This is a genomic window from Pseudomonas sp. GW821-FHT02A11 (assembly GCF_059421985.1).
Genome location: NZ_JBWKWB010000008.1, coordinates 166,436 through 192,949, shown reverse-complemented (window position 1 = coordinate 192,949; position 26,514 = coordinate 166,436). Strand labels below are relative to the sequence as shown.

Here is a 26,514-nt window from a genome sequence, read left to right as displayed (position 1 = left end):
CGGGCCTCATCATTTTGTCGTCTGACGCAGCAGCAAGGTGCCGCCGCGCTGTGTGAATTCGAGTTGTTTGACGGCGCTCATTCCCAGCAGCACCTGATCGCCATTCAGACCGGGCACCACCAGGGCGCGCACATTGTCCAGGACGATATCGCCGATTTGCAGCCTTTGCAGCGTGGTCCTGAAGGCGTCGGTGCGGCCATTGGCCGTGCTGACCTCCACCCGGGCGCCACGCTCCAGGCGCAGTTTTTCCGCAACCCCCTCAGGGATCGCGACATGGGTCGCTCCCGTGTCGAGCATGAACTCCACAGGGCGGGCATTGATCTGCCCGGTCATGACGAAATGCCCCTGACGATTGCTCGCCAGTTGCACTTCGACATAGCCATCACCGTGTTGCGAGGTGACGGCGGTGTTGGGGTTTTCCTGACGCTGTTCCCATTCGCCAAAAAACCGCGTCGCCAGAAATAGCGCCGCGGCCCAGGCGACGATCAGCATCAGGCGCCCGGCGCGCTTGCCGGGAGGTGCCTGGGTCAAGGCCTGGCGCTCCAACCACCCTCAGGTGCCGCGAAGCGCCAGACGATAGGGCGTTTCTCGCCATCGGCACGGGCCCCGAAGTTGTTGTCGGTGCCAACCCATGCCCCGGTGTCATCGACAATCAGCGCTTCGGTCAAACCGTACTTCTGGTCGTACAGCCGGTTGGGCTGCAGCGCCTCTTTGGCGAACGACCAGCAAGTCTCCAGTTGACCGGTCTCCAGACTGCGCCGACAGATGCGATAGGCCGCGCGCTCCAGACTGTAGAGTTTGCCCTTGTACAGCGAGATGTCGGAGAAATCCTTGGCGACGGATTTGCCACCCAGTTGCGGCGGCAATATATCGTTTCCGGATTCCACGCGCAGGATGCAACTGGCACCACAAGCCCAGCCATCCCCGCCCAGCTTGGCGGTCAGCAACCCGCGTTTCTCGCGCTCGGCCGCCAGCCAGACCTGATCCCCTGCGGGGCTGATGGCGATACCTTCGAAAATCGCGTTGAAGTGCTGCAACATGCCGGCCGACTGCGCTTCCTGAACCAGTTTTTTCGGCAGTTCAAGCCAGCTTGGCGCGCCATTCACCGGTACCTTGAGCACCGTGGCATAGCCCTCGCTGACCAGATACCGGTTACCAGCGGCATCACAGCTCACGCCTTCGAAATCCAGATCACCGCCACGAATCAACCCAGCCGCCTTGGCCATGCCGCGCAGCGTGGCAGAAAGGCCGCTGTCGGGAATCGGCGGAATTTCCAGCACCTGCGCCCGGGCTTTCCACACAGTTGCCGACGTGTCGAGACTGTACAGCAGCGTGTCGTCCCGGTCGGACACCGTCCACAGTGTGCCGTTGCACGAGGCGAGGCCCGACAGGTTGCCGCCGATCATGTCGTCGACCGCATGCTCGGACAGCAGCCTGAGCTCCGGCAACGGCTTCTGCGCCACGGGCTGAGCGGCGAAAGCAGGCGTGGCGGTCAGCAACAGTGCGGCCAGCCAACCTCGCATCAAACCAGCACCTCGGCCAGGTTGCCCTTGGACTCCAGCCACGTTTTGCGATCGCCTGCACGTTTTTTCGCCAGCAGCATGTCCATGATTTCCGAAGTGGCCTCGAAATCGTCCAGGGTCAGCTGCACCAGGCGGCGGGTGTTCGGGTCCATGGTGGTTTCACGCAGCTGCGGCGGATTCATTTCACCCAGGCCTTTGAATCGCGTGACCTGAGGCTTGCCGCGCTTCTTCTCGGCGACCAGCCGGTCAAGAATGCCATCACGCTCCGCTTCATCGAGGGCGTAAAAGATGTCTTTGCCCAAGTCGATACGGTACAGCGGCGGCATCGCGACGTAGACGTGACCGGCATCGACCAGCGGGCGGAAATGCTGGACGAACAGCGCGCACAGCAGCGTTGCGATGTGCAGCCCGTCGGAGTCGGCGTCGGCGAGGATGCAGATCTTGCCGTAACGCAGCTGGCTCATGTCGGCAGCGCCCGGATCGACACCGATGGCGACTGCAATGTTGTGCACTTCCTGACTGGCCAGCACTTCGCCGCCGTCGACTTCCCACGTGTTCAGGATCTTGCCGCGCAACGGCAGGATGGCCTGGAACTCCTTGTCCCGCGCTTGCTTGGCCGAACCGCCTGCGGAATCACCTTCGACCAGAAACAGCTCGGCGCGCATCGGGTCCTGCCCTGCACAATCGGCCAGCTTGCCCGGCAGCGCTGGGCCCTGAGTAATGCGCTTGCGCTCGACCTTCTTGCTCGCTTTCAGGCGACGGCCGGCGTTGTTGATCGCCAGCTCCGCCAGCTGCATGCCCATTTCAGGGTGCGCATTGAGCCACAGGCTGAAGGCGTCCTTGACCACACCGGAGACAAACGCGGCGGCCTCGCGAGACGACAGGCGCTCTTTGGTCTGGCCGGAGAACTGCGGCTCCTGCATCTTCATCGACAGCACGAAGGCGATGCGCTCCCAGACGTCTTCCGGCGCCAGCTTCACGCCACGGGGGAGCAAGTTGCGGAACTCGCAAAACTCGCGCATGGCGTCAAGCAGCCCCTGGCGCAGGCCGTTGACATGGGTGCCGCCTTGAGCGGTCGGAATCAGGTTGACGTAGCTCTCCTGAACGCTGTCGCCACCCTCAGGCAGCCAGAGCAACGCCCAATCGACAGCTTCCTTGTTACCCGCGAATGACCCACAGAAGGGCTCGTCCGGCAGGCGCAGGAAGTCATTGACCGAATCCTGCAGGTAGGAGCGCAGGCCGTCTTCGTAATGCCACTCGACCTTCTCGCCGGTACTTTTGTCTTCGAAACTGACCAAGAGGCCCGGGCACAAAACCGCCTTGGCCTTGAGCACGTGCTTGAGGCGGCTGACCGAGAATTTGGGGCTGTCGAAATACTTGGGGTCCGGCGCGAAATACACGCTGGTGCCGGTGTTGCGTTTGCCAACGGTGCCTACGACCGCAAGTTCGGTGGCCTTGAAGCCATCGGCGAAGGTCATTTCGTATTCGTTGCCGTCGCGCTTGACCCGCACCCGCACTTGCGTAGAGAGCGCGTTGACCACGGAAATCCCCACGCCGTGCAGGCCGCCGGAGAACTGGTAATTCTTGTTGGAGAACTTGCCGCCCGCGTGGAGCTTGGTGAGGATCAGCTCGACGCCCGACACGCCCTCTTCAGGGTGAATGTCCACCGGCATGCCGCGACCGTCGTCGGCCACTTCCAGGGAGTTGTCGGCGTGAAGAATCACTTGCACCGATTTGGCGTGACCGGCCAGGGCTTCGTCGACGCTGTTGTCGATGACTTCCTGCGCGAGGTGGTTCGGCCGAGAGGTGTCGGTGTACATGCCCGGCCGCTTGCGGACCGGGTCGAGGCCCGAGAGGACTTCGATGGCGTCTGCGTTATAAGAGCTAGCGCTGGGATTGGCCATGGGGTCTCGTCATCAAGTCGTTCATGAAATTTCGGAGTGAAGCCAGTGTTTCAAGCTTGTTCGACATCTGTGTTTGAGCAGGCGCGTGATTCAAAGCGTCGACAGATCGATCGCCTGCAGCAGTTCCGGGGCAAAGCCTGCGATGCTCAACAAGGTCGGCATTTTCTGCGCAAAACCCTGGAAGCCATGATCGCCGCCCGCTTCTATGCGCAAGGCGCAGGCCCGGTAGAAGGCCTGAGCCCGGCGATAATCCAGCGTTTCGTCACCGGTTTGCAACCACACCTGAATGCGTTGCGGGTCCTGCGGCGCGGGCACTTCAAGCTCGGCCAGCGCAGCCACGTGGTCGTGGGTCAGTTCCCAGGTTTGGCCGGTGTAGAGGTTGGTCTGGGTGCCCAGAAAACCGTCAAACAGCTGATGCGGGTTCACGGCCGGGTTGATCAGCACGGCCTTGAGGCCATGGCGCTCGGCCAAGTGAGTCGCATAGTAGCCGCCGAGCGAGCTGCCGACCAGTAATGGCCGCCCGCCCAGCTCCTCGATCGCCGCTTCAAGCTGCGCGATGGCCTGGCGCGGATGGTGATGCAACTCCGGCACGCGCAATTGTTCGGCCAGACCCAGGTGCGTCATCAACGCTGCCAGCTGCGTGGCCTTTTTCGACATCGCCGAGCTGTTCAGGCCATGTATATAAAGAAGCGTCGAATGATCAGGGTTCACGCGGTGGCCTCCAGGCGCGGCGGGGCAATACGGGTTCCTGTGGCGCTCACAGGGGCGAGGCCACGCAGTTTACAGGGACAACTGCGTGAACACTCGTATGATGAACGTTTGCGACGAATTCAGGACATTTCCTTCAATACCCGGCGCCACTGAGGTCGACTTCGAACAGGTCAGCGGCGACGCGCGAGACACCGGTTTGGATCTGGCCATCGTCCAGCAGACGCAGCCAGCGATAGCCGGGGGCCAGTGAATCGAGGCCGAAATCCTGACTGTTGGGCGCGAACTGGATGCAGGTCGACGGCGAGGCCATCAGACGCAAGCCGTCACGCAGTTGATCGAACTCCTGATGCACATGCCCCCAGAGCAGCGCCCGCGTCTGCGGAAAACGCTCCAGCACCGAGAACAGGGCGTCGGGGTTGCGCAGGCCGATGGGTTCCATCCATGCCGCGCCAATCGGCACCGGATGGTGATGCAGACACACCAAATGGTGGCGATCCGGCGCTTCACTCAAGGCCTGCGCAAGCAATTGCAGCTGTTTATCTTCCAGATACCCCGGCACCGAGCCCGACACGGACGAGTCCAGCAGGGTGATTCGCCAATTGCCGACATCGACTACAGGTTCGAGGAAATCGCTCTGCTGGGCGGCAATGGCCATCTCGCGCAGCTCGTCGTGATTGCCCGGCAACCAGCGTTTGGGCGCGGCGAGCCGGTCGCTGGCCTCGCGAAACGCCTGATAGGACTCAACGGTTCCATCCTGAGACAGGTCGCCGGTGGCCACCACCAGATCAATATTCGGTTGCTCGGCCAGCACCAGATCGACCACGGCCTTGAGGCTTTCGCGGGTGGTCATGCCCAGCAGCGCGCCATCTGCTTCAGCAAACAGATGGCTGTCGGACAGTTGCACCAACAGAACAGAGGGGCTGTGAAGGAGTGCCTGGGACAATGAGCGTCTCCTGAACTGAGATCAAGGGCAGATTATGCTGGCATGGTCATGGAGCAGCAATCTGAGTATTAGCATCAAATCACGCCCGAGGCCCCTCATCCTGCGAGCGCCGTCACAGATCGACACCTATTGTGCTTTTTTCTGCACGCCCGGTTTACGCGGCGTGAGCCTGATTGCAGGGCATATGCCTCGTCAAAGCTCATTCGGGATATGTCTGGCACGCCGACTCGCGCAGGTACCGCACTATAGTCGAGCGCTTCTTTAGGACGAGGATGCTCCCATGCATGAATGCAAAATAACCCGGTTTTGCCACTCCAACATCGATGTTCAGTTGCTGCGCTGGACGCTGGTGCTGATCTTCGCGCTGTTCGGCTATAGCAAATGGTTCGCTTATGAGGCCGAGGCGTTGATCCCGTTGATGTCCAACAGCCCGTTATTTGCCTGGATGTACCCGGTGTTTGGCGAACAGGGTGCCAGTTATGCGCTGGGTGTCATCGAATGGGCGACGGGCCTGGGGCTGGCGATCGGCGCCTGGAAGCCGCGTATTTCGGTCATTGCCGCAGCGGCGTCGACCCTAACCTTCTGCATGACCCTGACATTGATCATCACCACGCCCGGCGGATGGGAAGCGTCTGCAGGCGGGTTTCCGGCCTTGGGTGGCGATACGTCGTTTCTGATCAAGGATGCGGTACTGGCGGCCGCTTCGCTGGTGCTGCTCAAACAGGGGATTCTGGCGGCAAGACAACAGGCGGGTTGATCAGCGAACAGCCTCGAACTCATGCCCACACGCCAGGCAATGGCTGAGCCATTCACCGAGGAAGAGGTTCAACTGGGCCTTTTCGTCAGGCTGGTGCATGTCGGCGTTGGGGTATGGGTAGATGCCACGAAAACGCCGCGCATGCTCGGCGCCAATGACCTCGGCCATGCGCGCGTCGTGGTAAACCTGCACCTCAAGCACCGGCACCGGGAGCCACGGCAGGCTGTGCTCCTGGCGCACTTGCAGGGTGGTGGTGTACGGACAGTCCAGCAGGACTTCGACCGCCAGCACGCCCAGCATCTGATCACCCTGGGTGACGGCCACCCGGCGAGAACGCTGCCCGCCGCCGTTGCGCATGTCTGGCAGCAAACGCATCAAGCGCGCGTAGTTCGCCTCACAGGCTGCTTGCAGCCCGGCAAGGTCGACACGATAGCGCTCGCGCAGAAGATTCACGACCACAGCCCCCTGATTTCGGCACGATTGAGTGCCAGCCACTGTATTGCGATGATAGTTGCCGCGTTGACGATGCGTCCGTCTTTTACGGCTTGCATCGCGTCATCAAAGGACCATACCGACACACGGATGTCCTCGGCCTCTTCTTCCAGCCCGTGCACCCCGCCAGCCCCCTCGCTTTCGCATTTGCCCAGGTACAGGTGAACGAACTCGTTACTGCCACCGGGCGACGGAAAGTATTTGGTGATCGGCCACAACGCGCTGAAGACAAGCCCAGCTTCCTCTTCTCCCTCGCGGTGAGCAACCTCTTCAGGCTCCTCTTTTTTGTCGATCAGCCCGGCGACCATTTCGATCAGCCAGGGGTTGGGATGCTTGCCGACCACGCCGACCCGGAACTGCTCGATCAGCACCACTTCGTCACGCTTTGCGTCGTAGGGCAGGACGCACACGGCATCATGGCGAACGAACAGCTCGCGCTTGATTTCCGGGCTCATGCCGCCGTCGAACAGCTCATGACGCAGGTGCAGGCGATCCAGCTGATAGAAACCCTTGAAGCAGGTTTCGCGGTGGGTGATCTCGTGCTTCGTGGGTGTTGATTTAGCGCTGTCGGTCATAGTTTTCTCACTGCAAAGCACTCGTGATGTGGCGCCATCCTAACGCGCTGTGGCGCGGGATGCAGCCCCCGGACGTAGGCAAATACGGCACTCAGGGTAGACGACAGCAGGGCAAAGGCACTCTAATCCGCCCAGTGGCGAACCGATTGCCTGCCATGCAGTCCAAGCCCGTTGCCGATCGCTCTCTGTGATCGCCATTTATGGCCCTCTCTGCCAACGCCAAGGATCACCATGTCGTTTCCAAAGATCATTTCCATGGCCTGCCTGGCCCTGATGCTGGGCGCCTGCCAGAGCTTTTTCGAGCCCAACCTGCGCAAGCCGCTGACCGTTCAGCGTGACGCATCCGAGCAGCTCAAACCAGGCTGCACCACGGACGATTGCCCGCTGGTGAACATCGACACCGTGCATTTCCCGGATGACGCCAAGCTGGATGAAATCGTCCAGCGCACCCTGCTGCAACTGACCCGCAACGACACCGACGGCCCCGTGCCGCCGAGCCTGAAGGCTTATCAGGAGCAATTTCTGGCCCGTGCCCAGGCGCGCAACAGCAGTTATCTGCAGGCCAAAGTACGCGAGCAGCATGACGGAATCGTGGTGGTCGAGCTGTCCAGCTACCTGGATACCGGCAGCGCTCAGGGCAATCCGGGGCGCGCCTTCATCAACTATTCCCGCCAGCAACAGCGCGTGCTGACCCTGGCCGACATGCTGGTGCCAGGGCAGGAAGCGGCGTTCTGGGCGAAAGCGGAACTGGCGCATCAAGCCTGGCAGGTCAGCGTCAAACTGGACAAGGACACCGAGTTTCAGAAGATGTGGCCGTTCAAGCGCACTTCCAACGTCGCCCTGACGTACGGTGCGGTGATCCTGAAATATCCGGTCACCACGATCGCCCCATACTCCATGGGCCACATCGAGCTGAAGATTCCTTACCCTCAGCTCAATGGCATCATCAAGCCGGAACTGTTCCCCGGCCGGAGCTGATCGCCTTACTCAAGACCAATTGCAACACGCCAGCGACGATGAGCGCTGGCAGTGTTGCACCAACGTCCGGGTACAGATTGGCCAGCAGATGGTAGGTGCAAATCCCGCCCAGCCAGGCCAGTAGCGTCATCCAGCGCAGGCCTACAGTCGCTGGACCATGGCTGCGACGACGCAGAATGAAGTGATCGACCAACACCACGCCGAACAGCGGCGCGAACACCGAGCCGATCAGCAGCAGGAAGTTCTGGTACTGCGCCAGCGGCGCGAAGCAGGCGATCAGCGTGCAGATGACGCCGATGGCCAGCGCCAGATGCTCGACCTTGGTTTTCAACAGAATCCCGCTGGAAACCGCCGCCGAGTGAATATCGGCAAAGGCGTTTTCCGACTCGTCGAGCAGAATCAGCAGCAACGGAATGCCCATCCCTGCCCCGGCCAGCGCCAACAGCAGTGCATTGGCCTCACCGCTTGGCGCGAATGCCAAAGTGTAGGCAACGCCCAGCGTCATCAGCCAGAAGTTACCGATAAAGAAGCCCAGTACCGTGCCGCCGAACACACCGCCTGCGCGTTTGCCGAAGCGCGAGTAGTCAGCGATCAGCGGCAGCCACGACAGCGGCATGGCGATAGCGATGTCGAAGCCCACCGCGAACGGCATCGAGCCATCGCCAGCGCGAGACCATAGGGCTGACAGATCGGCCTTGGCGAACAGGTTCCAGGTCAGCCAGACGCACGCCGCCAGCAACAGCCAGATGCCCCACTTGCGCAGGATCTGCCGCACGAAGGTCAGCGGGCCACTGACCGCCAGCAGGGTGGCCAGGCCGCCGAACAGCAGCGTCCACAACAACGGATTTGTCCACAGACTGCCTTCGCTGAACGCGCCGGCCGCGAGCAAACTGGCCGCATCGCGCATGACGATGATCTCGAATGAACCCCAGCCCACCAGTTGCAGCAGGTTGAGGATCGCTGGCACCCCCGCGCCCTTGGTGCCGAGGCTGAGCTTGAGCGCGGCCATCGACGACAGGCCGGTGTCGCTGCCGATCACGCCCACGGCAGCCAGCAGCAGAACGCCGACCAGCGTGCCGAGGAAGATCGCCAGCATCGAGCCGGACATGCCCAGGCCCGGCGCCAGCAACGCGCCGGTTTGCAGGACCATCAGGCCGATACCGAGGGAGAACCACAGGGAAAACAGATCACGCCCGCCAAATACCCGCTTGCTGGCGGGGACGGGAGCGTCGGGGGAATAGGTGCTGGGTGTGTTCACATTGTTTTCTCGAAGGAACATTGTTGTGGGGCGTCACGCGATCAAACCTGTGGGAGCGAATTCATTCGCGAGAGGTCCGTACATCCGACGCAAATCTGTCGTCCGTACAACCGCATCGCGAATGAATTCGCTCCCACAGGGGATCAGCTTATGACTAGACCTTTTTGTACAACTGGCTGCCTTCCTGCCTGAACCGCTCGGCCTGCTCGCGCATGCCTTCGGCCACCGACAGGTCAACCGCCTCGATCTTCTGGTTGGCCGCGTACTCGCGGACTTCCTGGGTGATCTTCATCGAGCAGAATTTTGGCCCGCACATCGAACAGAAATGCGCAACCTTGGCCGAATCCTTCGGCAGGGTTTCATCGTGATAGGAACGTGCGGTGTCCGGGTCCAGACCGAGGTTGAACTGGTCCTCCCAACGGAACTCGAAACGCGCCTTGCTCAAGGCGTTGTCGCGAATCTGCGCCCCCGGATGGCCTTTGGCGAGGTCGGCGGCGTGGGCGGCGATCTTGTAGGTAATGATCCCGGTCTTCACGTCGTCCTTGTTCGGCAAGCCCAAGTGTTCCTTCGGCGTGACGTAGCAGAGCATCGCGCAACCGAACCAGCCGATCATCGCCGCGCCGATGCCCGAGGTGATGTGGTCGTAGCCCGGCGCAATGTCGGTCGTCAGCGGGCCGAGGGTGTAGAACGGCGCCTCGTCGCAGCACTCCAGCTGCTTGTCCATGTTCTCCTTGATCAGCTGCATCGGCACGTGGCCCGGGCCTTCGATCATGCATTGCACGTCGTGCTTCCAGGCGATCTTGGTCAGCTCGCCGAGGGTTTCCAGCTCACCGAACTGCGCTTCGTCGTTGGCGTCGGCAATCGAGCCGGGACGCAGGCCATCGCCCAGCGAGAAGCTGACGTCGTAGGCCTTCATGATTTCGCAGATTTCGTCGAAGTGGGTGTAGAGGAAGTTTTCCTTGTGATGCGCCAGACACCACTTGGCCATGATCGAGCCGCCACGGGAAACGATGCCGGTGACGCGCTTGGCAGTCAGCGGCACGTAGCGCAGCAAGACGCCAGCGTGGATGGTGAAGTAGTCGACGCCCTGCTCTGCCTGCTCGATCAGCGTGTCGCGGAACAGCTCCCAGGTCAGGTCTTCGGCAACGCCGTTCACTTTCTCCAGCGCCTGATAAATCGGCACGGTGCCGATCGGAACCGGTGAGTTGCGGATGATCCACTCGCGGGTTTCGTGAATGTGCTTGCCGGTGGACAGGTCCATGACCGTGTCCGAACCCCAGCGAATGCCCCAAGTCAGTTTTGCCACTTCTTCTTCGATGGACGAACCCAGCGCGCTGTTGCCGATATTGCCGTTGATCTTCACCAGGAAGTTACGGCCGATGATCATCGGTTCCAGTTCGACGTGGTTGATGTTGGCCGGAATGATTGCGCGACCACGGGCGATTTCTTCGCGCACGAACTCTGGAGTGATCTCTTTCGGGATGCTGGCGCCGAAGCTGTGACCGGCGTGTTGCTGCTTCAACAGACCGGCAGCGCGGGCCTCTTGCAGCTTCATGTTTTCGCGGATGGCGACGTACTCCATCTCGGCGGTGATGATGCCCTGACGTGCATAGTGCATCTGGCTGACGTTGGCCCCGGCTTTTGCGCGGCGCGGGTTGCGCACGTGGGCGAAGCGCAGTTTGGTCAGCTCGGCATCGGCCAGACGCTGTTGCCCGAAGTCGGAGCTCAGGCCATCGAGGCGTTCAGTGTCGCCACGGTCATTGATCCACGCCGAGCGCACGTCGCCCAGCCCTTTGCGCACGTCGATGATGACGTTGGGGTCGGTGTAGGGGCCCGAGGTGTCGTACACGCAGACGGGTGCGTTGATCTCGCCACCGAAGTCTGTGGGCGTGACGTCCAGGCTGATTTCACGCATGGGCACGCGGATGTCCGGGCGCGAGCCCTGAACGTAGATTTTCTGCGAGCGGGTAAACGGCTGAACCGACCCCGAGTCGACCTGGGCGGATTCACTCAGATTGGCGTTTTTTAGTTTTGTACTCATCACGGGCTCTCCAGACATCATCCAGCGGCGGATTGATTTGTCGGAGCTTGAGCCTGATTCGAACGGACGGAGGCACCCTGAGATGAAACGGATGCTGAGAATCGAAAAACGAGGATTGTTCAATAATTGAACAAAGACGACCCCGGACGACACTCAAGAGGACTCGCCGGGAGACGAGAAATCTTGTTCCCTACGCAGGCGCTAACCTGATCAGGTTCAACGGGATCCGGATTATCCGATCTCAGCCTCATATCAAGGCACCCCGACAAGAACTGCGTCAGTCTAGACGTGGGACGGGGCAAACGCCAAGCGCGGAATTCAAACGCTCGTTAAATGGCTGATATGGCCGATTGTTGTCGAGATCGCACGGAACTACACTCGCTACGCGGCGCCAAACGCCGTCTGTATTCGGCTTGACGAAAGCGCTTTAACGAAACCAACTACCAGGGAATGTCTATGCTGCGCAAACTCTCATTGGCCATTGCCGTGTCGTATGCTTCGAATGCGATGGCCGGGGCAGCGGACTTGCCTCTGCCGACCAGAACCGGTCTGGTCAGCGTCTATCAGGAAGCCGTGAACAACAACGCCGATCTGGCTGCCGCCCGCGCCAGTTACGACGCGCAGAAAGAAATCGTGCCTCAGGCCCGCGCAGGTCTGTTGCCTAACCTTTCCGGCGGCGCCGATATCAATGACACCCGTACCAAGATCGATCAACCCTCTGCCGTGATCAATCGCAGCGGCACGGTCTATCGCGCGACCTTGAGCCAGCCCATCTTCCGCGCCGACCGCTGGTTCCAGCTCAAGGCCGCCAAGGACGTCAACGAACAGGCCATCCTGCAGCTCTCGGCCACCGAGCAAAATCTGATTCTGCAAAGTGCCGAAGACTACTTCTCGGTGCTGCGCGCCCAGGACAACCTGGCCTCGACCAAGGCTGAAGAAGCGGCGTTCAAACGCCAACTGGACCAGGCCAACGAGCGCTTCGATGTCGGCCTCTCAGACAAGACCGACGTGCTCCAGGCCCAGGCCAGTTACGACACCGCACGGGCTGCGCGCATCGTCGCCAAGCGTCAGGTGGACGATGCGTTTCAGGCTCTGGTGACCCTGACCAACCGCGAATACAACTCCATCGAAGGCATCGTCCACACCCTGCCGGTGCTGGCGCCATCGCCCAACGATGCGAAATCCTGGGTCGACACGGCCTCGCAACAGAACCTCAATCTGCTGGCCAGCAACTACGCCGTCAGCGCTGCCGAAGAAACCCTGCGCCAGCGCAAGGCCGGACACGCACCGACCGTCGACGCCGTCGCGCAATACGAAAAAGGCGACAACGACCCGCTGGGCTTCACCAACCCGAACTACACCGGGCAGAATTTTCACGGCAGCGTCGAACAACGCACCATCGGCCTGCAGGTCAACATCCCGATCTACAGCGGCGGGCTGACCAGCTCGCAAGTGCGCGAAGCCTATGCGCGCCTCGGCCAGAGCGAACAACAGCGTGAGGGCCTGCGTCGTCAGGTGGTGGAAAACACCCGCAACCTGCACCGCGCGGTGAACACCGATGTCGAGCAGGTGCAGGCGCGCAAACAGTCGATCATCTCCAACCAGAGCGCGCTGGAAGCCACGGAAATCGGCTATCAGGTGGGCACCCGCAACATCGTCGACGTGCTCGACGCGCAACGCCAGCTGTACGCCTCGGTGCGCGATTACAACAACACTCGCTACGACTACATCCTCGACAACCTGCGCTTGAAGCAGGCGGCGGGGACGCTGAGCCCGGGGGATCTGCAGGACTTGTCGCGTTATCTGAAATCCGATTACAACCCGGACAAAGATTTCCTGCCGCCGGACCTGGCGAAAGAGGCGGCAAAGAATTTCGAGCGCCCGTCGGAACGGTAGTTAAAAAAGCTTCTGCCCGGAGGGCGTAGGAGTCCAGCTTGCTGCGGACCGCGATCGGGCGATCTGCCACGAAGCGGCGGCAAACCCTGTGTCTGAGGCGTATCTGACACAACCAAGGTGTTCGGCTTTGCTGCCGGTGCCCGGCAGATCGCGAGCAAGCTGGGCTCCTACGCCCTCCGGGCAGAATCAAAAGCGGATCAGTGCAAGAATCTGCCGATCCCATCCAGCAACCGCTGCAACGCTCCCTGATTGGCCTTCATCACCGCCAACCCCGCATCGGCCATGGTTTTCGCCTGTTCAGGCTGCTCGATCAAACGCTGCACCACGGCAGCCAATCCCGCTGAATCACTCACCTCCTCCAACGCCCCGGCGCTGCGTAACATCGCGGCGATTTCGAGGAAGTTAAATAGATGCGGGCCGCTCAGGACGGGCTTGTCCAGCGCCGCAGGCTCCAGCAGGTTATGCCCGCCATTGGGCACCAGGCTGCCGCCGACAAAGGCGATGTCAGCCAGCGCATAGAGAAACAGCAGCTCGCCCATGGTGTCGCCGACCAGCACCGACGTGGCGTTAGTCACAGGCTCGGCGGTAGAACGCCGAACGCTGGCGAATCCCTGCTGCTGGCTCAATTCGAAGACGCTGTTGAACCGCTCGGGATGGCGCGGCACCAGGATCAGCAAGGCTTCGGAATGCTTTTTCAGCAGCTCGCGATGGGCCGCCAACACCACTTCATCTTCACCAGCGTGGGTACTGGCCGCGATCCAGACAGGACGATTTGTGGTCTGCCACTCTGCACGCTGCAGCTTCGCGCGCTCCAGCAGTTGCGGGTCGATGGTCAGGTCGAACTTGATCGAGCCGGTCACCGTCACGCATTCAGGGCGAGCGCCCAGATCGCGAAAACGATGGGCTTCGGTTTCGGTCTGCACCGCGATCAGGCTCATTTCAGCCAGCATCGGGCGGGTCAGTTTGGCGAACTTTCCATAGCCTCGCGCGGAACGTTCCGACAGACGCGCATTGGCCAAAATGGTCGGAATGCCTCGTCTCGCACACTGATGAATGTGGTTGGGCCACAGCTCGGTTTCCATGATCACGCCAATTTTTGGCTGAATGTGATCGAGAAAACGCCCCGCCGCCCACGGAAAATCGTACGGCAGGTAGCAGTGTTGAATCCGCGGTTCGTTGGCAAACATCGACTGGATGCGCTCGGAGCCTGTGGGGGTCATGCAGGTGACGGTGATCGGCAGCTGTGGATAACGCGCGAGCAAGGCGCGAATCATCGGCGCGGCCGCGATGCTCTCGCCCACCGACACCGCGTGGACCCAGATACCGCCCTTGCGCATGGGCGGTAATCGGCGGGCAAAACGCTCGCCGATGCGTTGCGCGTAAGCCGGAGCCTTGCGAGCGCGCAGCCACAGGCGCAGGGCGATGAGGGGCAGGCCGAGATGAAACAGGAAGCTGTAGAGAGTTCTATTCATGGGCGCGGAGTTTATCAGCCAATGGCCTTCAGATGATGGGTGAAACATTCGGCAAGCCAACGGGCGGCGGGCCCCAACGGTTCGTCGCGGCGCCAGACCATTTCCACCACCAGCGCAGGCGGCGTCCATTCGCTGCTCAGCTCGATCATCTGGTTCTGATAGGCCGGGTACTGCACCACATGCCGCGGCAGCCAGGCCCAGCCCAAGCCGCGCATCAGCAGCTCTGCCATCACGTAAAAGCTGTCGGCGCGCCAGACCTGCGGGCTCAGTTGCTCGCCTCCGGGATAGCCACTTTGCTGCGGCGCGATGAGCAATTGTCGATGCCGGGCCAGTTGCTGGCGAGTCACCACGGGCTCGCGGGCCAGGGGATGGTTGGTGGCGCAGACGGTGACCATCTCGACGCTGCCAAGCGCCCGCCGCTCGAGCGCTTCAGGCATCTGCTCATGATGGAACAACAGGCCCAGATCCGCACGACGCTCCACCAGCTTGCGCGCCACGTCACCCTGAGCCCCGCTGGCCAGTTGCACCTCAACACTTGGGAAACGCTGATCCAGCTTGTCCAGGCTGTCGAGCACCGGCTGATAGGGCATTGCCTCGTCATGTGCCAGCCGCAGACGCGCTTCCTGCCCGCGCATCAAGGCCAGCGCGCGCCCTTCCAGCCGATCGCATTGACGCAACAACTCTCGCGCCTCTTCAAGCAACGCCGTGCCCGCTTCCGTCAAACGCGGCTGACGCCCGCTGCTGCGATCAAACAGGCTCACCCCCAGATCGGTTTCCAGCATCGCAATGGCGCTGCTGACCGCCGACTGCGCGCGCCTGGAATCCCGCGCCACCGCCGAAAACGAACGTTGTTCAGCCACGCTGACGAACAGCCGAATCTGCTCAAGATTCCATTCCATAACAGGGCAACCTATCAGCCACAGAGATAGGTAATGACTTTACCCCATCTGCACACTCTCTAGAATCGCCGTCATTGAAGACCGTTTGCGCCAAGAGGGTTATCACCATGTCTGCCTACTACCTGCTCGCCATCGCCATCTGCGCCGAAGTCATCGGCACCGTTTCCATGAAGGCCGTCAAAGGCCTGAGCACGCCCCTGCCCTTGCTGCTGGTGATTGTCGGCTATGCAGTGGCCTTCTGGATGCTGACGCTGGTGGTGCGCACGATTCCCGTGGGCGTGGCGTACGCCGTGTGGGCGGGCATGGGCATCGTCATGGTGAGCATTGCGGCGCTGATCATTTATGGCCAGAAGCTCGACCTGCCCGCAATCGGCGGCATGGCCCTGATTGTCGCGGGCGTGGTGGTGATCCAGCTGTTCTCGAAAACGGCGGGTCATTAAAGGGCCACACAAAAGCGGCTTCCCTTATAATGGCGAGATTCGTTTCGCCATCTGAGGTCTCCATGCCATCTGCTATTTCCACTGACGTCCTGATTGTCGGCGCGGGCGTTGCCGGTCTCTGGCTCAATGCGCGTCTGCGTCGGCAGGGGTTCTCGACGATCGTGGTGGAAAGCGCCAGCCTGGGGGGCGGGCAGACCGTTAAATCGCAAGGGATCATTCACGGCGGCGCCAAGTATGCGCTGCACGGCGCGCTGTCCGGTGCGTCGGAGGCCATCGCTGACATGCCGCGCCGCTGGCGTGAAGCCCTGGCCGGCAAGGGTGAGCTGAATCTCTCGGGCGTGCGCCTGCTCTCCGAAGCGCATTACCTGTGGTCGCCGGGCACCCTGGCCGGGAACCTCACCAGTTTCTTCGCCAGCAAGGCGGTGCGCGGGCGTGTCGATCAGGTCAAAGGCAGCGACCTGCCGCCTGCCCTGCAGGACCCGCGCTTCAAGGGCAAGGTGTATCGCTTGGCGGAGCTGGTGATCGACGTGCCGAGCCTGATCGAAAAACTGGCCGAGCTCGCCGACGACAGTCTGCTGGCAGGCGAGAAGATCGAGCCACTGCTGCACGAAGGCGAATTGGTGGGCCTGCGCGTCGACGGCCGCGACATCCATGCCCAGCGTGTGGTGCTGAGCGCAGGCGGCGGTACGGCTGACCTGCTCAAGACACTCAACGTCAGCCACCCGGCCATGCAGCGTCGCCCGCTGCATATGGTCATGGTCAAGGGCCCGACGCTCAAGCCGCTGTACGCCCATTGCCTGGGCGGCGGGCCTAAACCGCGCATTACCGTGACCACACATCCGGCCGCCGACGGCCAGTGGGTCTGGTACCTGGGCGGCGATATTTCCGAAGCTGAAGGCGTGGCCCGGGAGCCTGCCGAGCAGATCGCGGCGGCGAAAAAAGAACTGTCGCAGTTGCTGCCGTGGGTGGACCTGAGTCAGGCGCAATTCGCAACGATGCGCGTTGATCGCGCCGAGCCTCAGCAAAGCGGCCTGGTGCGTCCGGACAATGCATTCCTCGACGTGCAAGGTCGCCTGATGGTGGGCTGGCCGACCAAGCTGGCCCTGGCCCCAGACTTCGCCGATCGCGTGCTGGCGTCGCTGTCGCGGGACGACATTCACCCGATCCCGCAACCGGCCTGCTCCGGCCTGCCCCGCCCGCCGATGGCCAAAGCGGTGTGGGATGTCCTGCTGCCATGAAAACCCTGCACGATCTGCATCGACCGTTGGGCAGCCTGGGCATCGACGTTTCTCCGATTGGCCTGGGCACCGTCAAGCTGGGCCGCGATCAGGGCGTCAAGTACCCCAGCGGCTTCACCATTCCCGATGACGATGAGGCGCGCATGCTGCTTAAGCTGGCGCGGGATCTAGGCATCAACCTGATCGACACCGCGCCCGCCTATGGCCGTAGCGAAGAGCGCCTCGGCCCGCTGTTGCGCGGCCAGCGTCAGGACTGGGTGATTGTCAGCAAGGTCGGCGAAGAGTTCGACGCAGGCCAGTCCCGTCATGACTTCAGCGCCGTCCACACGCGGCTGTCGGTAGAACGCAGCCTGAAACGTCTCGAAACGGATTTCATCGATTTGGTTCTGGTGCATTCCGACGGCAACGACCTGCACATTCTCGACGAGTGCGAGGTGTACCAGACCCTCGCCGACCTCAAGCGCGAGGGCAAGATTCGCGGCTTCGGCTTCTCGGGCAAAACTGTCGAGGGCGGGCTGCAGGCCTTGCAGCACGGCGACTGCGCCATGGTCACCTACAACCTCAATGAGAGAGGCGAAAAGCCTGTGCTCGACTACGCTGCTGCACACGGCAAAGGCATTCTGATCAAGAAAGCGCTGGCCAGCGGGCACGTTTGCCTGAGCCCCGGCGTCGATCCGGTGCAGGCCAGTTTCGAGTTGCTGTTTGGGCACCCCGGCGTCACCGGTGCTATTGTCGGAACGATCAATCCGCTGCACCTGTCCCACAACGTGGCCACTGCCGCTGCCGTGATTCGTCGTCAGGATTGACGACGGGCGGCCGACCCCAACGCAAGAAGGAGCCGATATGCCGCGAACGCTGATCCGCAAGAACCCCAGCAACTTCAAGACCCTGCCGCTGCTCGTCGAAGCCACTCCCGAAGGCCTGAGTTACCAGAGCGTCGGGATGCCGCTCAACTTCTCTCAGACCCTGCAACGCCGTCGCAAGATCGAGGTGGAGAGTAGCGAGCGTTTTTCCACGGAGCTGGCGAATCTGGGCGTGTCGGTGCGGTTGACCCTCAACTGGCAAAACCGCGATTACTGGGTGCTCGTGCGTCAACGTCGCCAGGATCGGGGCGACGTGGTGCTGAAATTGATTTCCGGCTATGTCCCCGCCCACGAGCTGAATTTGCCGCTGCTGACGGCGATCCAGGAAGTGGCAGAGGAATGCCTGATCGAAACCCCGCAAGGCTGGCTCAGCGGACGTTTCAACGACACTTGGCTGCCGGCGCCCTACGCGGCTGCCCTGCATTATCGCGAGGCCATGCCCTTTCGCCTGAGCCCGTTGTCCGGCGCGGCTCGCCCGGTGCGCTGCGGCAGCCTGAACCTGATCGAGCGGCCCCGCGCCTACGTGCATTTACCGACCGCGTCATTGCAGCTGATCTATGATATGCGCCTGGAAGTGCCGAAAGACGCACGCCCTTTGAGCCTGTTTCACGTCGACGAGAGTCTGGAGAACGATCAACTGGTCGCGCGGCTCAATCGCAGCAAGCCTGACCTTTATCTGATGCCACTGGAAAACGGCTCGCCGCTGCCAGAGCTGTACACCCTGAAGAACGACAAGCTGTCACCGGCGGGTACCCGGGGGCTTTACCTGGCGGAGAGTTTTGCGGCGCAGGAGGGCTGGGTGGTGCGCGAGGAGAGGATTCGCTGGAAGGACTGGCTGCTGCAGCAAGGCATGGTGCCGCCGAAAGCGAAGAAGACCGGGATCAAGCGTCGGTTGAAAGTAGGTGCCAAACAGCTGCTGCGCATGGCGCGGCAGAAGCTGCACAAGTAATAGGCCACGACACACTTTTATTGGTATAGGCAAAACCCTGTGGGAGCGATTCCTTCGCGAAGGACCAGGACGATCAACACATCTGCGTCGCCTGGCCTATTTTTTCGCGAAAAATTCTCCCACAGTTCGAAAGCGCCGCCTTCGGAATCCCCAATACCGAGGCCCAACGACGACTGAACTACTGCCCGCGAATCTTCTCGACGATGGCCGTGGTCGAGCTGTTTTCCACCAGCCCCAACACCCGCACTTCGCCACCGTAGGCCTGGACAATCGGCGCGCCGACCACCTGATCCACGCTGTAATCGCCGCCTTTGACCAGTACGTCCGGTTTGACGTGGGTCAGCAGATTCTCAGGGGTGCCTTCCGGGAAGCTGATTACCCAGTCCACCGCGCCCAACCCCGCCAGTACCGCCATGCGACGGTCGACGCTGTTGATCGGACGGCCCGGCCCCTTGAGACGGCTGACGGAGGCGTCGTCGTTGACCGCAACGATCAGACGATCGCCCTGAGCACGCGCCTGCTCCAGGTAGGTAACGTGGCCGGCATGCAGAATGTCGAAGCAGCCATTGGTGAACACGATTTTCTCGTTATGAGCGCGAGCGTCGTCGATGGCCAGCAGCAGCTGGTCGAGGCTCAGCACGCCACGCTCGGAACCTTCGGCCCGCTGAATGGCGCGGCGCAGTTCAGGCGCGCTGATCGCCGCCGTACCCAGCTTGCCGACAACAATGCCGGCTGCGAGGTTGGCCAGCGCCACCGCGTGGGGCAATTCTTCTCCTGCCGCCATGGCTGCCGCCAGGGTGGAAATCACAGTGTCGCCAGCGCCGGTCACGTCGAACACTTCGCGGGCGCGGGCTGGCAGGTGCAGCGCTTGTTGGTCAGGGCGCAACAAGGTCATGCCGTGCTCGCCGCGGGTCACCAGCAGCGCGCCGAGCTCCAGATCGGCCATGAGTTGCGCCCCCTTGGCCACCAGCTCGGCTTCATCGACGCAATGGCCGACGATGGCTTCGAATTCGCTGAGGTTCGGGGTAATGAGGCTGGCGCCGCGATAGATGGCGAAGTCCTTGCCCTTCGGATCGGCCAGCACCGGAATGCCACGGTCGCGAGCGGCCTTGATCAACCCCTGATGGTTTTTCAACGCGCCTTTGCCGTAGTCGGAAAGCACCAGCACCTTGACACCTTCGAGCAGCGCGTCGACCTCAGTGCTCAGCGCCACGGCGTCGGTGGCGAACGGTTCTTCGAAGTCGATGCGCAGCAGTTGCTGGTGGCGGCTCATGACCCGCAATTTGACGATGGTCGGCTGATGCGCGATGCGCTGGAAGCGAGCGGTCACGCCTGCGGCCTTTAGGCTGTTGCTTAGGCTCTCGGCGGCTTCGTCTTCACCGGTAACACCAACCAGCGACGCCTTGGCGCCCAGCGCTGCGATGTTCAGCGCCACGTTGGCGGCGCCACCCGGACGGTCTTCGATCTGATCGACCTTGACCACCGGCACCGGCGCTTCGGGGGAAATCCTTGAGGTACCGCCATGCCAATAGCGGTCGAGCATGACGTCGCCCACCACGAGAACTGGTGCCTGATCGAAACGCGGCATGGACAACTTCATCGAACAACCCGTAACTAAGAATGAACAGGGGCCGAATCTTAGCACAGGGTTGCGAAGGCTTGAGGCCTTGAGGAAAAGTCGGTCTGACACAGCGGATTATTTAGTTGTGGGAAACGGCCGAGCCGTTTCCCACAGGCACAATCACACAGCCCCGACCGGCGCTGGCTCGTCGAGCCCCATGGCGTGCAGGCGGGCGTAATAGCCGTTCTGCGCCAGGAGCTCGGCATGAGTACCGCGCTCGACGATACAGCCCTGATCCATCACCAGAATCAGGTCGGCTCGTTCGATGGTCGACAGCCGGTGAGCGATCACCAGCGTGGTTCGGCCTTTCATCACGTGATCCAGAGCAGCCTGGATGTGACGCTCGGACTCGGTGTCCAGCGCCGACGTCGCCTCGTCGAGAATCAGCAGCGGCGAGTTCTTGAGCAGCGCCCGGGCAATCGCCAATCGCTGGCGCTGGCCGCCGGAGAGCAGCACGCCGTTCTCGCCCACCTGCGTGTCGAAACCTTCAGGTAACTGCTCGATGAACTCCCTGGCATAGGCATCGGCGGCTGCAGCCTCGATATCGGCACGCGGCGCACCGGCCAGATCGCCATAGGCGATGTTGTTGGCGACGCTGTCGTTGAACAGGGTCACGTTCTGGTTCACCTGAGCCACGTGGCGGCGCAGGTTACGCAGGCGATAATTCTCGATCTCAACGCCATCGAGCAGAATCTCGCCCGAGGAGTGGTGATAGAAGCGAGGAATCAGGTTGGCCAGCGTCGACTTGCCGCTGCCGGACCGCCCCACCAGCGCAATCATCTGCCCGGGCGCTGCCGAGAAGCTGATGTCGTGCAGCACCTTGCGCTCGGTTTCCGGGTAGGTGAAGTTCAGGTTGCGAACCTCCAGATGGCCCTCGACCCGCTCTTTTTCCACGGTACCGGTGTCGACTTCAGGCTCGACGTCGAGCTGTTCGAAGATGCTTTCTGCACCCGCGACGCCCTTTTGAATGGTCGAACTGACTTCCGACAACTGACGAATCGGCTTGGGCAGCAGGCCCGCCGCCGTGATGTAGGCCACCAGATCACCGGCAGTCGCATCGCCGCGCAGCCACAGCACGAGGAACATCAGCACAGCCATCGCGGTGTAGATCACCAGCTGCAGCATCGGCGTGTAGATCGAGCCGGTCTTGGTCATACGCAGTTGCTTGTCGGTGTTGCTGGTGCTGGCTTTGGCGAAGCGCTCTTCTTCGTATTTCTCACCACCGAAGCTGCGAACGACGCGATAGCCCTGGATGGTTTCCGACGCAACGTGCGTCACATCCCCCATCGCCACCTGAATTTTCTTGCTCTGTTTACGAAATTTCTTACTCGAACTGCCGACCATGACTGCGATCAACGGCAGGATCGCCAGCATCACGATGGTCAGTTTCCAGTTCATCCACACCAGGTAAAAGAACAGGAAAACGATGGTCAGGCCTTCACGAATCACCACCTTGATTGCGTCGGTCGCCGCCCCCGTGACCATGGTCACGTTGAAGGTGATGCGCGAAATCAGATGACCGGAGTTGTGGGTATCAAAATAACGGTTGGGCAGGACCAACAGCTTATTGAACAACTCAACGCGCAGGTCGTGAACCAGCCCAAGGGAAACCTTGGCCAGGAAGTAGTTGCCCAAATACGACCCCAGGCCTTGCCACGCCGCGATCAACACGATCAACAGCGGCACCGCTTGAAGCAATTGCAGGTCCTTGAGGTACGGCGTGTTGGGAAACAGCGCCGCCTCAGGGTTGGTCAGACCATCGACGAAATACTTGAGGATGCCCGCCAGCATGGGCTGGGTAGAGGCGAAGATGACAAAACCGACGATGCTGAGCAGGAAGATACCTACGTAAGGCTTAACGTAAGTCAGCAGTCGGAAATAGATTTTCAGGCTGGATGATTCGCTTTTTTCTGGCGTGCTCATGGTCATCGATACGATAAAAAGAGCCGAAATACTAACACACAGGCAGAGCATTGGGCCTGGGGTGAGCCGCTGAGGTATGATGGCCGCCTTTTCCGAAGGAGCCCGCATGCGCGCACTCGCCTACTCTGACTACCAAGCCTTACGCAGCGATGCTGAAGTCATTGAAGCCGACTTCTTTGGGGACAAGGTGCTGCGCCTGACCGATGGCAACTTCATGAAGTTGTTCCGGCGCAAAAGGCTGATCTCGTCGGCGGCCCTGTATCCCTACGCCAAGCGCTTCGCCAACAACGCTCTGACCCTGCACAAACGCGGCATTCCGTGCCCGAACGTGCTGGAGACCTACCGGGTGAGCGATATCGCGCGTGATGTCGTGCATTACCAGCCACTGCCCGGCAGTACGCTGCGCCAGTTGATTGCCGAGCCGGAGCATTTCAACGACGTAGCGTTGCTGCGAAAGTTTGGACGCTTCGTAGCCGAGTTGCACAACCAGGGGATTTACTTTCGCTCGCTGCACTTGGGCAATGTGGTGATGACGCCGGAAAACGAATTCGGGCTTATCGACATCGCCGACCTGAAGACACTGCGCCGCCCGCTGCGCAAAAGCCTTTGTCTGCGTAACTTTCAGCACATGCGTCGTTACAAGAACGACCACGCCTGGCTGCTGCAAGGAAACGGTGACGTGTTTCTCGAGGCCTACATCGAACACAGCGCTCATCAATGGAAACGTCAGGTACTCACAGAGCACCTGGCACTGGCCGATCAGGCCTGAGGCGGGATGGCTGTATCCCTGCGTTCCGATTTGCCCAGACACAGCGACAGCACGAACGGCATCCACACCACCATCCACATGGCACGCGCCCGTCCGAACACGGTAAACACATCGAATTGCACCGCGACCGTGGCGAAGACCCAGATCATCAGAATGGCCATGCCCAGCGCCTCATCGCGGTGACGCCAGGCGCGCAAGCCCAGCCACAGCCATAACACGCCCCACAGTACTGTGAACGGAATGCCAAATTGCACAGCAGTGTCGAATATCAGGTTGTGGCAATGGCCAAAGACAACACCACCCGCCGAGACTTCATAATCACTGCTCAGACCGATACCCAGCCAAGGCCGCTGGTGAATCAGATCGATAGCGCCCTTGATCAGCTGCATACGCTGGGAGTCACCCCGCTGCAGGAACGACGGCTCGAAAACGGCCAAGGCTACGGTCGCGACCAGGGCCAGGATCGCCAGGGTGCGGTGAAACCGCCCGCCGCCCAGCAGCACGACCATCCCGGCCACGGCCATCAGTGAGACGATCGAACCACGGCTTGCGGTCATGATGACGAAAACAATCGAACATGCCTGAAGCAGCGCCCAAATGATGCGGCCACTGACTTTCTGCGGCCACCAGGTGCAACTGAGCACGACCAGTGCGGCGATGGTGTACCCGGCCGGATTGGGATTATCCATGAAGCCGCCGAATCCGTACATCCGGTCGATACCACGTATCGGATAGGCGATTAAAGCTGCCAAGGAGTAAAGCCCCGCCAGCCCTCCCCACAGAATCATCATGCTCTGCAAAGGCCGATTGAACGTCCGTCCCCAGACGATCCAGCCCAGGATCAGCATGAGAAAGAACAGTTCGCGCTTGATGATGGTCAGGTAGCGATCTGCCCCGGCGCTCCACATCAGCGAAGCCAGCGACCAGGCGAACAGCAGCAAAAACAGCCACAGCTCGCGGCGATTGAGCACCGTATGGCGGAACTCATGAAAATAACGAACGATCAGGTACAGGCAGGGCAGGTAAACGAATGCAGTCAGCAGCCAGCTGTAGAACTTCATCGTAGGCGTCAGCAAAACGCCAGCGACACTCCAGAACAGACCGAAGGCCAGCAAAACACCCGCCATGCCAAGATGGTCGCAGATGGAACGAAGTTGTTCGCTGCCTGTTGAAAAAAAACGGTGGACCCATGGTTGGGTGTTTTGAAACTGACTCACTGGGCACCTTTGGGCTTACGGTATTTGAATACAAAATGTCTGAATCGCTTCCACGTCACGCGATTCCAGCGGTGCACCGGTATGCTGGCGAACAGGCCACGCGCGAACGGCTTGTCCGCCACGACCGACTCCTTCAACGCTTTGTTGATGATCGCCAGGCGTCCCGCTTCGTAGGCTGGATTATCGCGATAAGCGTCGATCACTTTCAGGTCATAGATCAACTGACTCTTGTATGCAGTCTTGGAAATATTGGTGTCGTGACGTCGGTACAGCGTGACCCGGTCCGGAAGAATGTGCACTTGATAGCCCGCCTTGGCGATGCGCAGGGTCATCTGGAAATCCTGAACCTTGATCGCGGGGTCATAGCCACCCACCTTGTCAATGGCCTCGCGGCGATACATGGCCACCGGCCCGCCGACGGCATAGGCGTCTGCCAGTAGTTCGTCGAAACTCCAGCGCTGCACCAACGCCTGTCTGGCCACCTTGTGTTTGAGCGGTTTGCCATTGGAGTCGATGTAGACGACCTTTGCCCCCAGCAACCCGACTTCCGGGTGCTCCTGCATGTAGCTGACCTGACGGCGGATCCGCCCAGCCAGCATGACGTCATCGGAATCGTGGGTCAGCACAAGATCACCGCGCGCGTGGCTCAAAGCATAATTGAGCGCAGCGCTGACGCCTTGGTTGTCCTGCTGATAGAACTGAAAACCATGAACACGACGCAGCGCCTCAATTTTCTCAGCGCTTGCGTCGGTCGAACCATCGTTGACGACGATCAGTTCAAAATTGTCGTAGTCCTGCTCCAGCACGCTGAGCAGGGACTCTTCGATGTAACGTTCATGGTTGAAACACGGCACTAAAATCGAGACTAATGGCCATTTCATACCCGCACTCGATCCTTGGCTTCTGGCTGCGCCTTCAATAGCCAAACCCCTGAGAGCTGGCGTCGGGTGCTGTGGCAACCGGACAGTGATAAAAATGGCATGCGCAGAGTATCTAGTTTCAAATTAGTATCATTATTCTCAGGGCAAAAAACAGTCAAATCAAATCCCCAGCACTGCCCGCAGCTTCGCTAAACCGCTCATTGGAGCCTGGGGACGCAGTGCCGGTTCCAGCTCACGAACGATCCTTGCACCAATGGCCCCAAAACTGAACTGCGACACTGCCAGGTTGCGTCCGTTGAGCGCAATACGCTCAGCCAGTGCCGGATCGTTTCGCAGAATGGCCAGCTTCTCCTGCAACTGGGGGATATCGCTGTAGAACACCACATTGTGCATGTCCTGCAGGCCCAGCGCGCGGTTTTCGGCCTCACCCTGATCATAGGCAAACAGCACACAGCCACACGCCATGGCTTCGAAATTCTTGATCATGTATTCGCCCATGCCGACGTCGGCACTGACGAAGAAGCGAATGCGGTTGAGCGTATCGCAGTATTCCTCACCGGACTTGGTGCGGGTCACGACCAGCGTTTCCACACGCCCCAGTTCGTCCAGCAAGGCCTTGCGGCCGCTGTAGGCGACGCTGTTGGTGCTGCCGACGAACGCAAGTTCCATGTCCCGCTCGCGGCCCTGATCGGCGAGCAGTGTCTGATCGTAGCCTTTGGGCACGAACACGGCGTCGAAGCCCTCCCCTCGCAGACGCTCGCTGACCACGAAGCCGGAGCTCAGCACGCGCACCCACGGCAGCTTGCGGTAGTGGGCGCTGAACTTGCCGGTGTATTTGCAGGGGATGTAGTTCTGGTAGGCATCGTGCTCGAGGATGACCAGATTGGGGACGGTGCGGATGAAACCTGCCTGACGGATCTCCTGCTTGAAACGCAGGAAAAACACGATGCGGTCGTACTTCGTGACGTCGACATGCTGGCGGAAATAGCGCCGCAGGTTGCGCTGCTCATCCGAATCCAACCAGCGCAGGTCGCACTCACAGTTGGCAGCAACGCCTTCGTACAGACGATCCAGAATCGCGCGCTGCTCTTTCTGAACCAGAAATAGAACCTTCATGGGCTTCCTTATCAAACCGGATCACTGTCCGCCGGCCGCTCACCCCTG

General features: G+C 60.9%; 24 protein-coding genes and 1 riboswitch. Of the genes, 8 read left to right on the top strand and 16 right to left on the bottom strand.

All coding sequences use genetic code 11. From position 1 onward, the window contains the following. Nucleotides 1-9 precede the first annotated feature (9 nt). The 5 genes from AC07V9_RS14550 to cpdA all read right to left on the bottom strand — a co-directional run bounded on the left by AC07V9_RS14550 (nucleotide 10) and on the right by cpdA (nucleotide 5,081). Nucleotides 10-492 (bottom strand): retropepsin-like aspartic protease family protein, encoded by a 483-nt coding sequence (locus tag AC07V9_RS14550; protein WP_495016447.1) that lies wholly within the window; start codon nucleotides 490-492, stop codon nucleotides 10-12. A 35-nt stretch (nucleotides 493-527) separates the two neighbouring features. Continuing rightward, on the bottom strand, nucleotides 528-1,523 hold the full coding sequence (locus tag AC07V9_RS14545) for an esterase-like activity of phytase family protein (protein WP_495016402.1): 996 nt from the start codon (nucleotides 1,521-1,523) through the stop codon (nucleotides 528-530). Further along, nucleotides 1,523-3,427: a DNA topoisomerase IV subunit B gene (gene parE / locus AC07V9_RS14540; protein WP_495016401.1), complete on the bottom strand. Its 1,905-nt coding sequence runs from the start codon at nucleotides 3,425-3,427 to the stop codon at nucleotides 1,523-1,525. Before parE ends, AC07V9_RS14545 begins: the two co-directional genes overlap by 1 nt. A gap of 90 nt (nucleotides 3,428-3,517) precedes the next feature. Then, entirely contained in the window at nucleotides 3,518-4,084 is a 567-nt protein-coding gene (locus AC07V9_RS14535; protein WP_495016446.1) for a YqiA/YcfP family alpha/beta fold hydrolase, read from the bottom strand. 187 nt (nucleotides 4,085-4,271) lie between these two features. Continuing rightward, entirely contained in the window at nucleotides 4,272-5,081 is an 810-nt protein-coding gene (gene cpdA, locus AC07V9_RS14530) for a 3',5'-cyclic-AMP phosphodiesterase (protein ID WP_495016400.1), read from the bottom strand. A gap of 280 nt (nucleotides 5,082-5,361) precedes the next feature. Here cpdA and AC07V9_RS14525 point away from each other — a divergent pair, with 280 nt between their 5' ends. Then, entirely contained in the window at nucleotides 5,362-5,838 is a 477-nt protein-coding gene (locus tag AC07V9_RS14525) for a YkgB family protein (RefSeq protein ID WP_495016399.1), read from the top strand. On the opposite strand, the gene AC07V9_RS14520 is transcribed toward AC07V9_RS14525, so the two are convergent. Together AC07V9_RS14520 and AC07V9_RS14515 are read right to left on the bottom strand one after the other, a co-directional pair. After that, the gene (locus AC07V9_RS14520) at nucleotides 5,839-6,297 is read right to left on the bottom strand and encodes a DUF1249 domain-containing protein (RefSeq protein WP_495016398.1); all 459 of its coding nucleotides are present in this window, start codon (nucleotides 6,295-6,297) and stop codon (nucleotides 5,839-5,841) included. Beyond that, nucleotides 6,288-6,905 (bottom strand): NUDIX domain-containing protein, encoded by a 618-nt coding sequence (locus AC07V9_RS14515; RefSeq protein ID WP_495016397.1) that lies wholly within the window; start codon nucleotides 6,903-6,905, stop codon nucleotides 6,288-6,290. Before AC07V9_RS14515 ends, AC07V9_RS14520 begins: the two co-directional genes overlap by 10 nt. Nucleotides 6,906-7,136: 231 nt before the next feature. On the opposite strand from AC07V9_RS14515, the gene AC07V9_RS14510 reads away from it, so the two are divergent. Further along, complete coding sequence (locus tag AC07V9_RS14510) at nucleotides 7,137-7,883, top strand: RsiV family protein (protein WP_495016396.1); 747 nt, start codon at nucleotides 7,137-7,139, stop codon at nucleotides 7,881-7,883. Here AC07V9_RS14510 and cytX read toward each other — a convergent pair. Together cytX and thiC are read right to left on the bottom strand one after the other, a co-directional pair. Next, nucleotides 7,852-9,162 (bottom strand): putative hydroxymethylpyrimidine transporter CytX, encoded by a 1,311-nt coding sequence (cytX, locus tag AC07V9_RS14505; protein WP_495016395.1) that lies wholly within the window; start codon nucleotides 9,160-9,162, stop codon nucleotides 7,852-7,854. The genes AC07V9_RS14510 and cytX overlap by 32 nt on opposite strands. A gap of 133 nt (nucleotides 9,163-9,295) precedes the next feature. Beyond that, complete coding sequence (gene thiC / locus AC07V9_RS14500; protein ID WP_495016394.1) at nucleotides 9,296-11,182, bottom strand: phosphomethylpyrimidine synthase ThiC; 1,887 nt, start codon at nucleotides 11,180-11,182, stop codon at nucleotides 9,296-9,298. Nucleotides 11,183-11,352: 170 nt separating this feature from the next. Then, a riboswitch (TPP riboswitch) is annotated at nucleotides 11,353-11,457 on the bottom strand. A gap of 181 nt (nucleotides 11,458-11,638) precedes the next feature. Between thiC and AC07V9_RS14495 the strand changes: the two genes are divergently transcribed. Continuing rightward, nucleotides 11,639-13,078: a TolC family outer membrane protein gene (locus tag AC07V9_RS14495; RefSeq protein WP_495016393.1), complete on the top strand. Its 1,440-nt coding sequence runs from the start codon at nucleotides 11,639-11,641 to the stop codon at nucleotides 13,076-13,078. A gap of 197 nt (nucleotides 13,079-13,275) precedes the next feature. Here the strand turns inward: AC07V9_RS14495 and waaA are convergent, their stop codons facing one another. Next, complete coding sequence (gene waaA, locus AC07V9_RS14490; protein WP_495016392.1) at nucleotides 13,276-14,550, bottom strand: lipid IV(A) 3-deoxy-D-manno-octulosonic acid transferase; 1,275 nt, start codon at nucleotides 14,548-14,550, stop codon at nucleotides 13,276-13,278. Nucleotides 14,551-14,564: 14 nt separating this feature from the next. After that, nucleotides 14,565-15,449: a LysR family transcriptional regulator gene (locus AC07V9_RS14485; protein WP_495016391.1), complete on the bottom strand. Its 885-nt coding sequence runs from the start codon at nucleotides 15,447-15,449 to the stop codon at nucleotides 14,565-14,567. Between the two features lie 107 nt (nucleotides 15,450-15,556). On the opposite strand from AC07V9_RS14485, the gene AC07V9_RS14480 reads away from it, so the two are divergent. The 4 genes from AC07V9_RS14480 (at nucleotide 15,557) to AC07V9_RS14465 (ending at nucleotide 18,939) form a co-directional block, all read left to right on the top strand. Continuing rightward, complete coding sequence (locus tag AC07V9_RS14480) at nucleotides 15,557-15,889, top strand: DMT family transporter (RefSeq protein ID WP_495016390.1); 333 nt, start codon at nucleotides 15,557-15,559, stop codon at nucleotides 15,887-15,889. Nucleotides 15,890-15,951: 62 nt separating this feature from the next. After that, nucleotides 15,952-17,127: an NAD(P)/FAD-dependent oxidoreductase gene (locus AC07V9_RS14475; RefSeq protein WP_495016389.1), complete on the top strand. Its 1,176-nt coding sequence runs from the start codon at nucleotides 15,952-15,954 to the stop codon at nucleotides 17,125-17,127. After that, the gene (locus AC07V9_RS14470; protein ID WP_495016388.1) at nucleotides 17,124-17,933 is read left to right on the top strand and encodes an aldo/keto reductase; all 810 of its coding nucleotides are present in this window, start codon (nucleotides 17,124-17,126) and stop codon (nucleotides 17,931-17,933) included. Before AC07V9_RS14475 ends, AC07V9_RS14470 begins: the two co-directional genes overlap by 4 nt. Nucleotides 17,934-17,970: 37 nt before the next feature. Beyond that, the gene (locus AC07V9_RS14465; protein WP_495016387.1) at nucleotides 17,971-18,939 is read left to right on the top strand and encodes a metal ABC transporter ATPase; all 969 of its coding nucleotides are present in this window, start codon (nucleotides 17,971-17,973) and stop codon (nucleotides 18,937-18,939) included. A 178-nt stretch (nucleotides 18,940-19,117) separates the two neighbouring features. Here the strand turns inward: AC07V9_RS14465 and hldE are convergent, their stop codons facing one another. Together hldE and msbA are read right to left on the bottom strand one after the other, a co-directional pair. Continuing rightward, nucleotides 19,118-20,539, bottom strand: coding sequence for a bifunctional D-glycero-beta-D-manno-heptose-7-phosphate kinase/D-glycero-beta-D-manno-heptose 1-phosphate adenylyltransferase HldE (gene hldE, locus AC07V9_RS14460; RefSeq protein ID WP_495016386.1), 1,422 nt, complete (start codon nucleotides 20,537-20,539; stop codon nucleotides 19,118-19,120). Between the two features lie 141 nt (nucleotides 20,540-20,680). Continuing rightward, a complete protein-coding gene (gene msbA, locus AC07V9_RS14455; protein ID WP_495016385.1) occupies nucleotides 20,681-22,483 on the bottom strand; it encodes a lipid A export permease/ATP-binding protein MsbA in 1,803 nt (600 codons plus the stop codon). Nucleotides 22,484-22,589: 106 nt separating this feature from the next. Here msbA and AC07V9_RS14450 point away from each other — a divergent pair, with 106 nt between their 5' ends. After that, nucleotides 22,590-23,252, top strand: a complete 663-nt coding sequence (locus AC07V9_RS14450; protein ID WP_495016384.1) for a protein kinase family protein — start codon at nucleotides 22,590-22,592, stop codon at nucleotides 23,250-23,252. Here the strand turns inward: AC07V9_RS14450 and AC07V9_RS14445 are convergent. The 3 genes from AC07V9_RS14445 to AC07V9_RS14435 all read right to left on the bottom strand — a co-directional run bounded on the left by AC07V9_RS14445 (nucleotide 23,243) and on the right by AC07V9_RS14435 (nucleotide 26,466). Continuing rightward, complete coding sequence (locus tag AC07V9_RS14445; RefSeq protein WP_495016383.1) at nucleotides 23,243-24,379, bottom strand: O-antigen ligase family protein; 1,137 nt, start codon at nucleotides 24,377-24,379, stop codon at nucleotides 23,243-23,245. The genes AC07V9_RS14450 and AC07V9_RS14445 overlap by 10 nt on opposite strands. An 86-nt stretch (nucleotides 24,380-24,465) precedes the next feature. After that, a complete protein-coding gene (locus AC07V9_RS14440) occupies nucleotides 24,466-25,395 on the bottom strand; it encodes a glycosyltransferase family 2 protein (protein WP_495016382.1) in 930 nt (309 codons plus the stop codon). Nucleotides 25,396-25,509: 114 nt separating this feature from the next. Beyond that, complete coding sequence (locus AC07V9_RS14435) at nucleotides 25,510-26,466, bottom strand: glycosyltransferase (protein ID WP_495016381.1); 957 nt, start codon at nucleotides 26,464-26,466, stop codon at nucleotides 25,510-25,512. Nucleotides 26,467-26,514 lie beyond the last annotated feature (48 nt).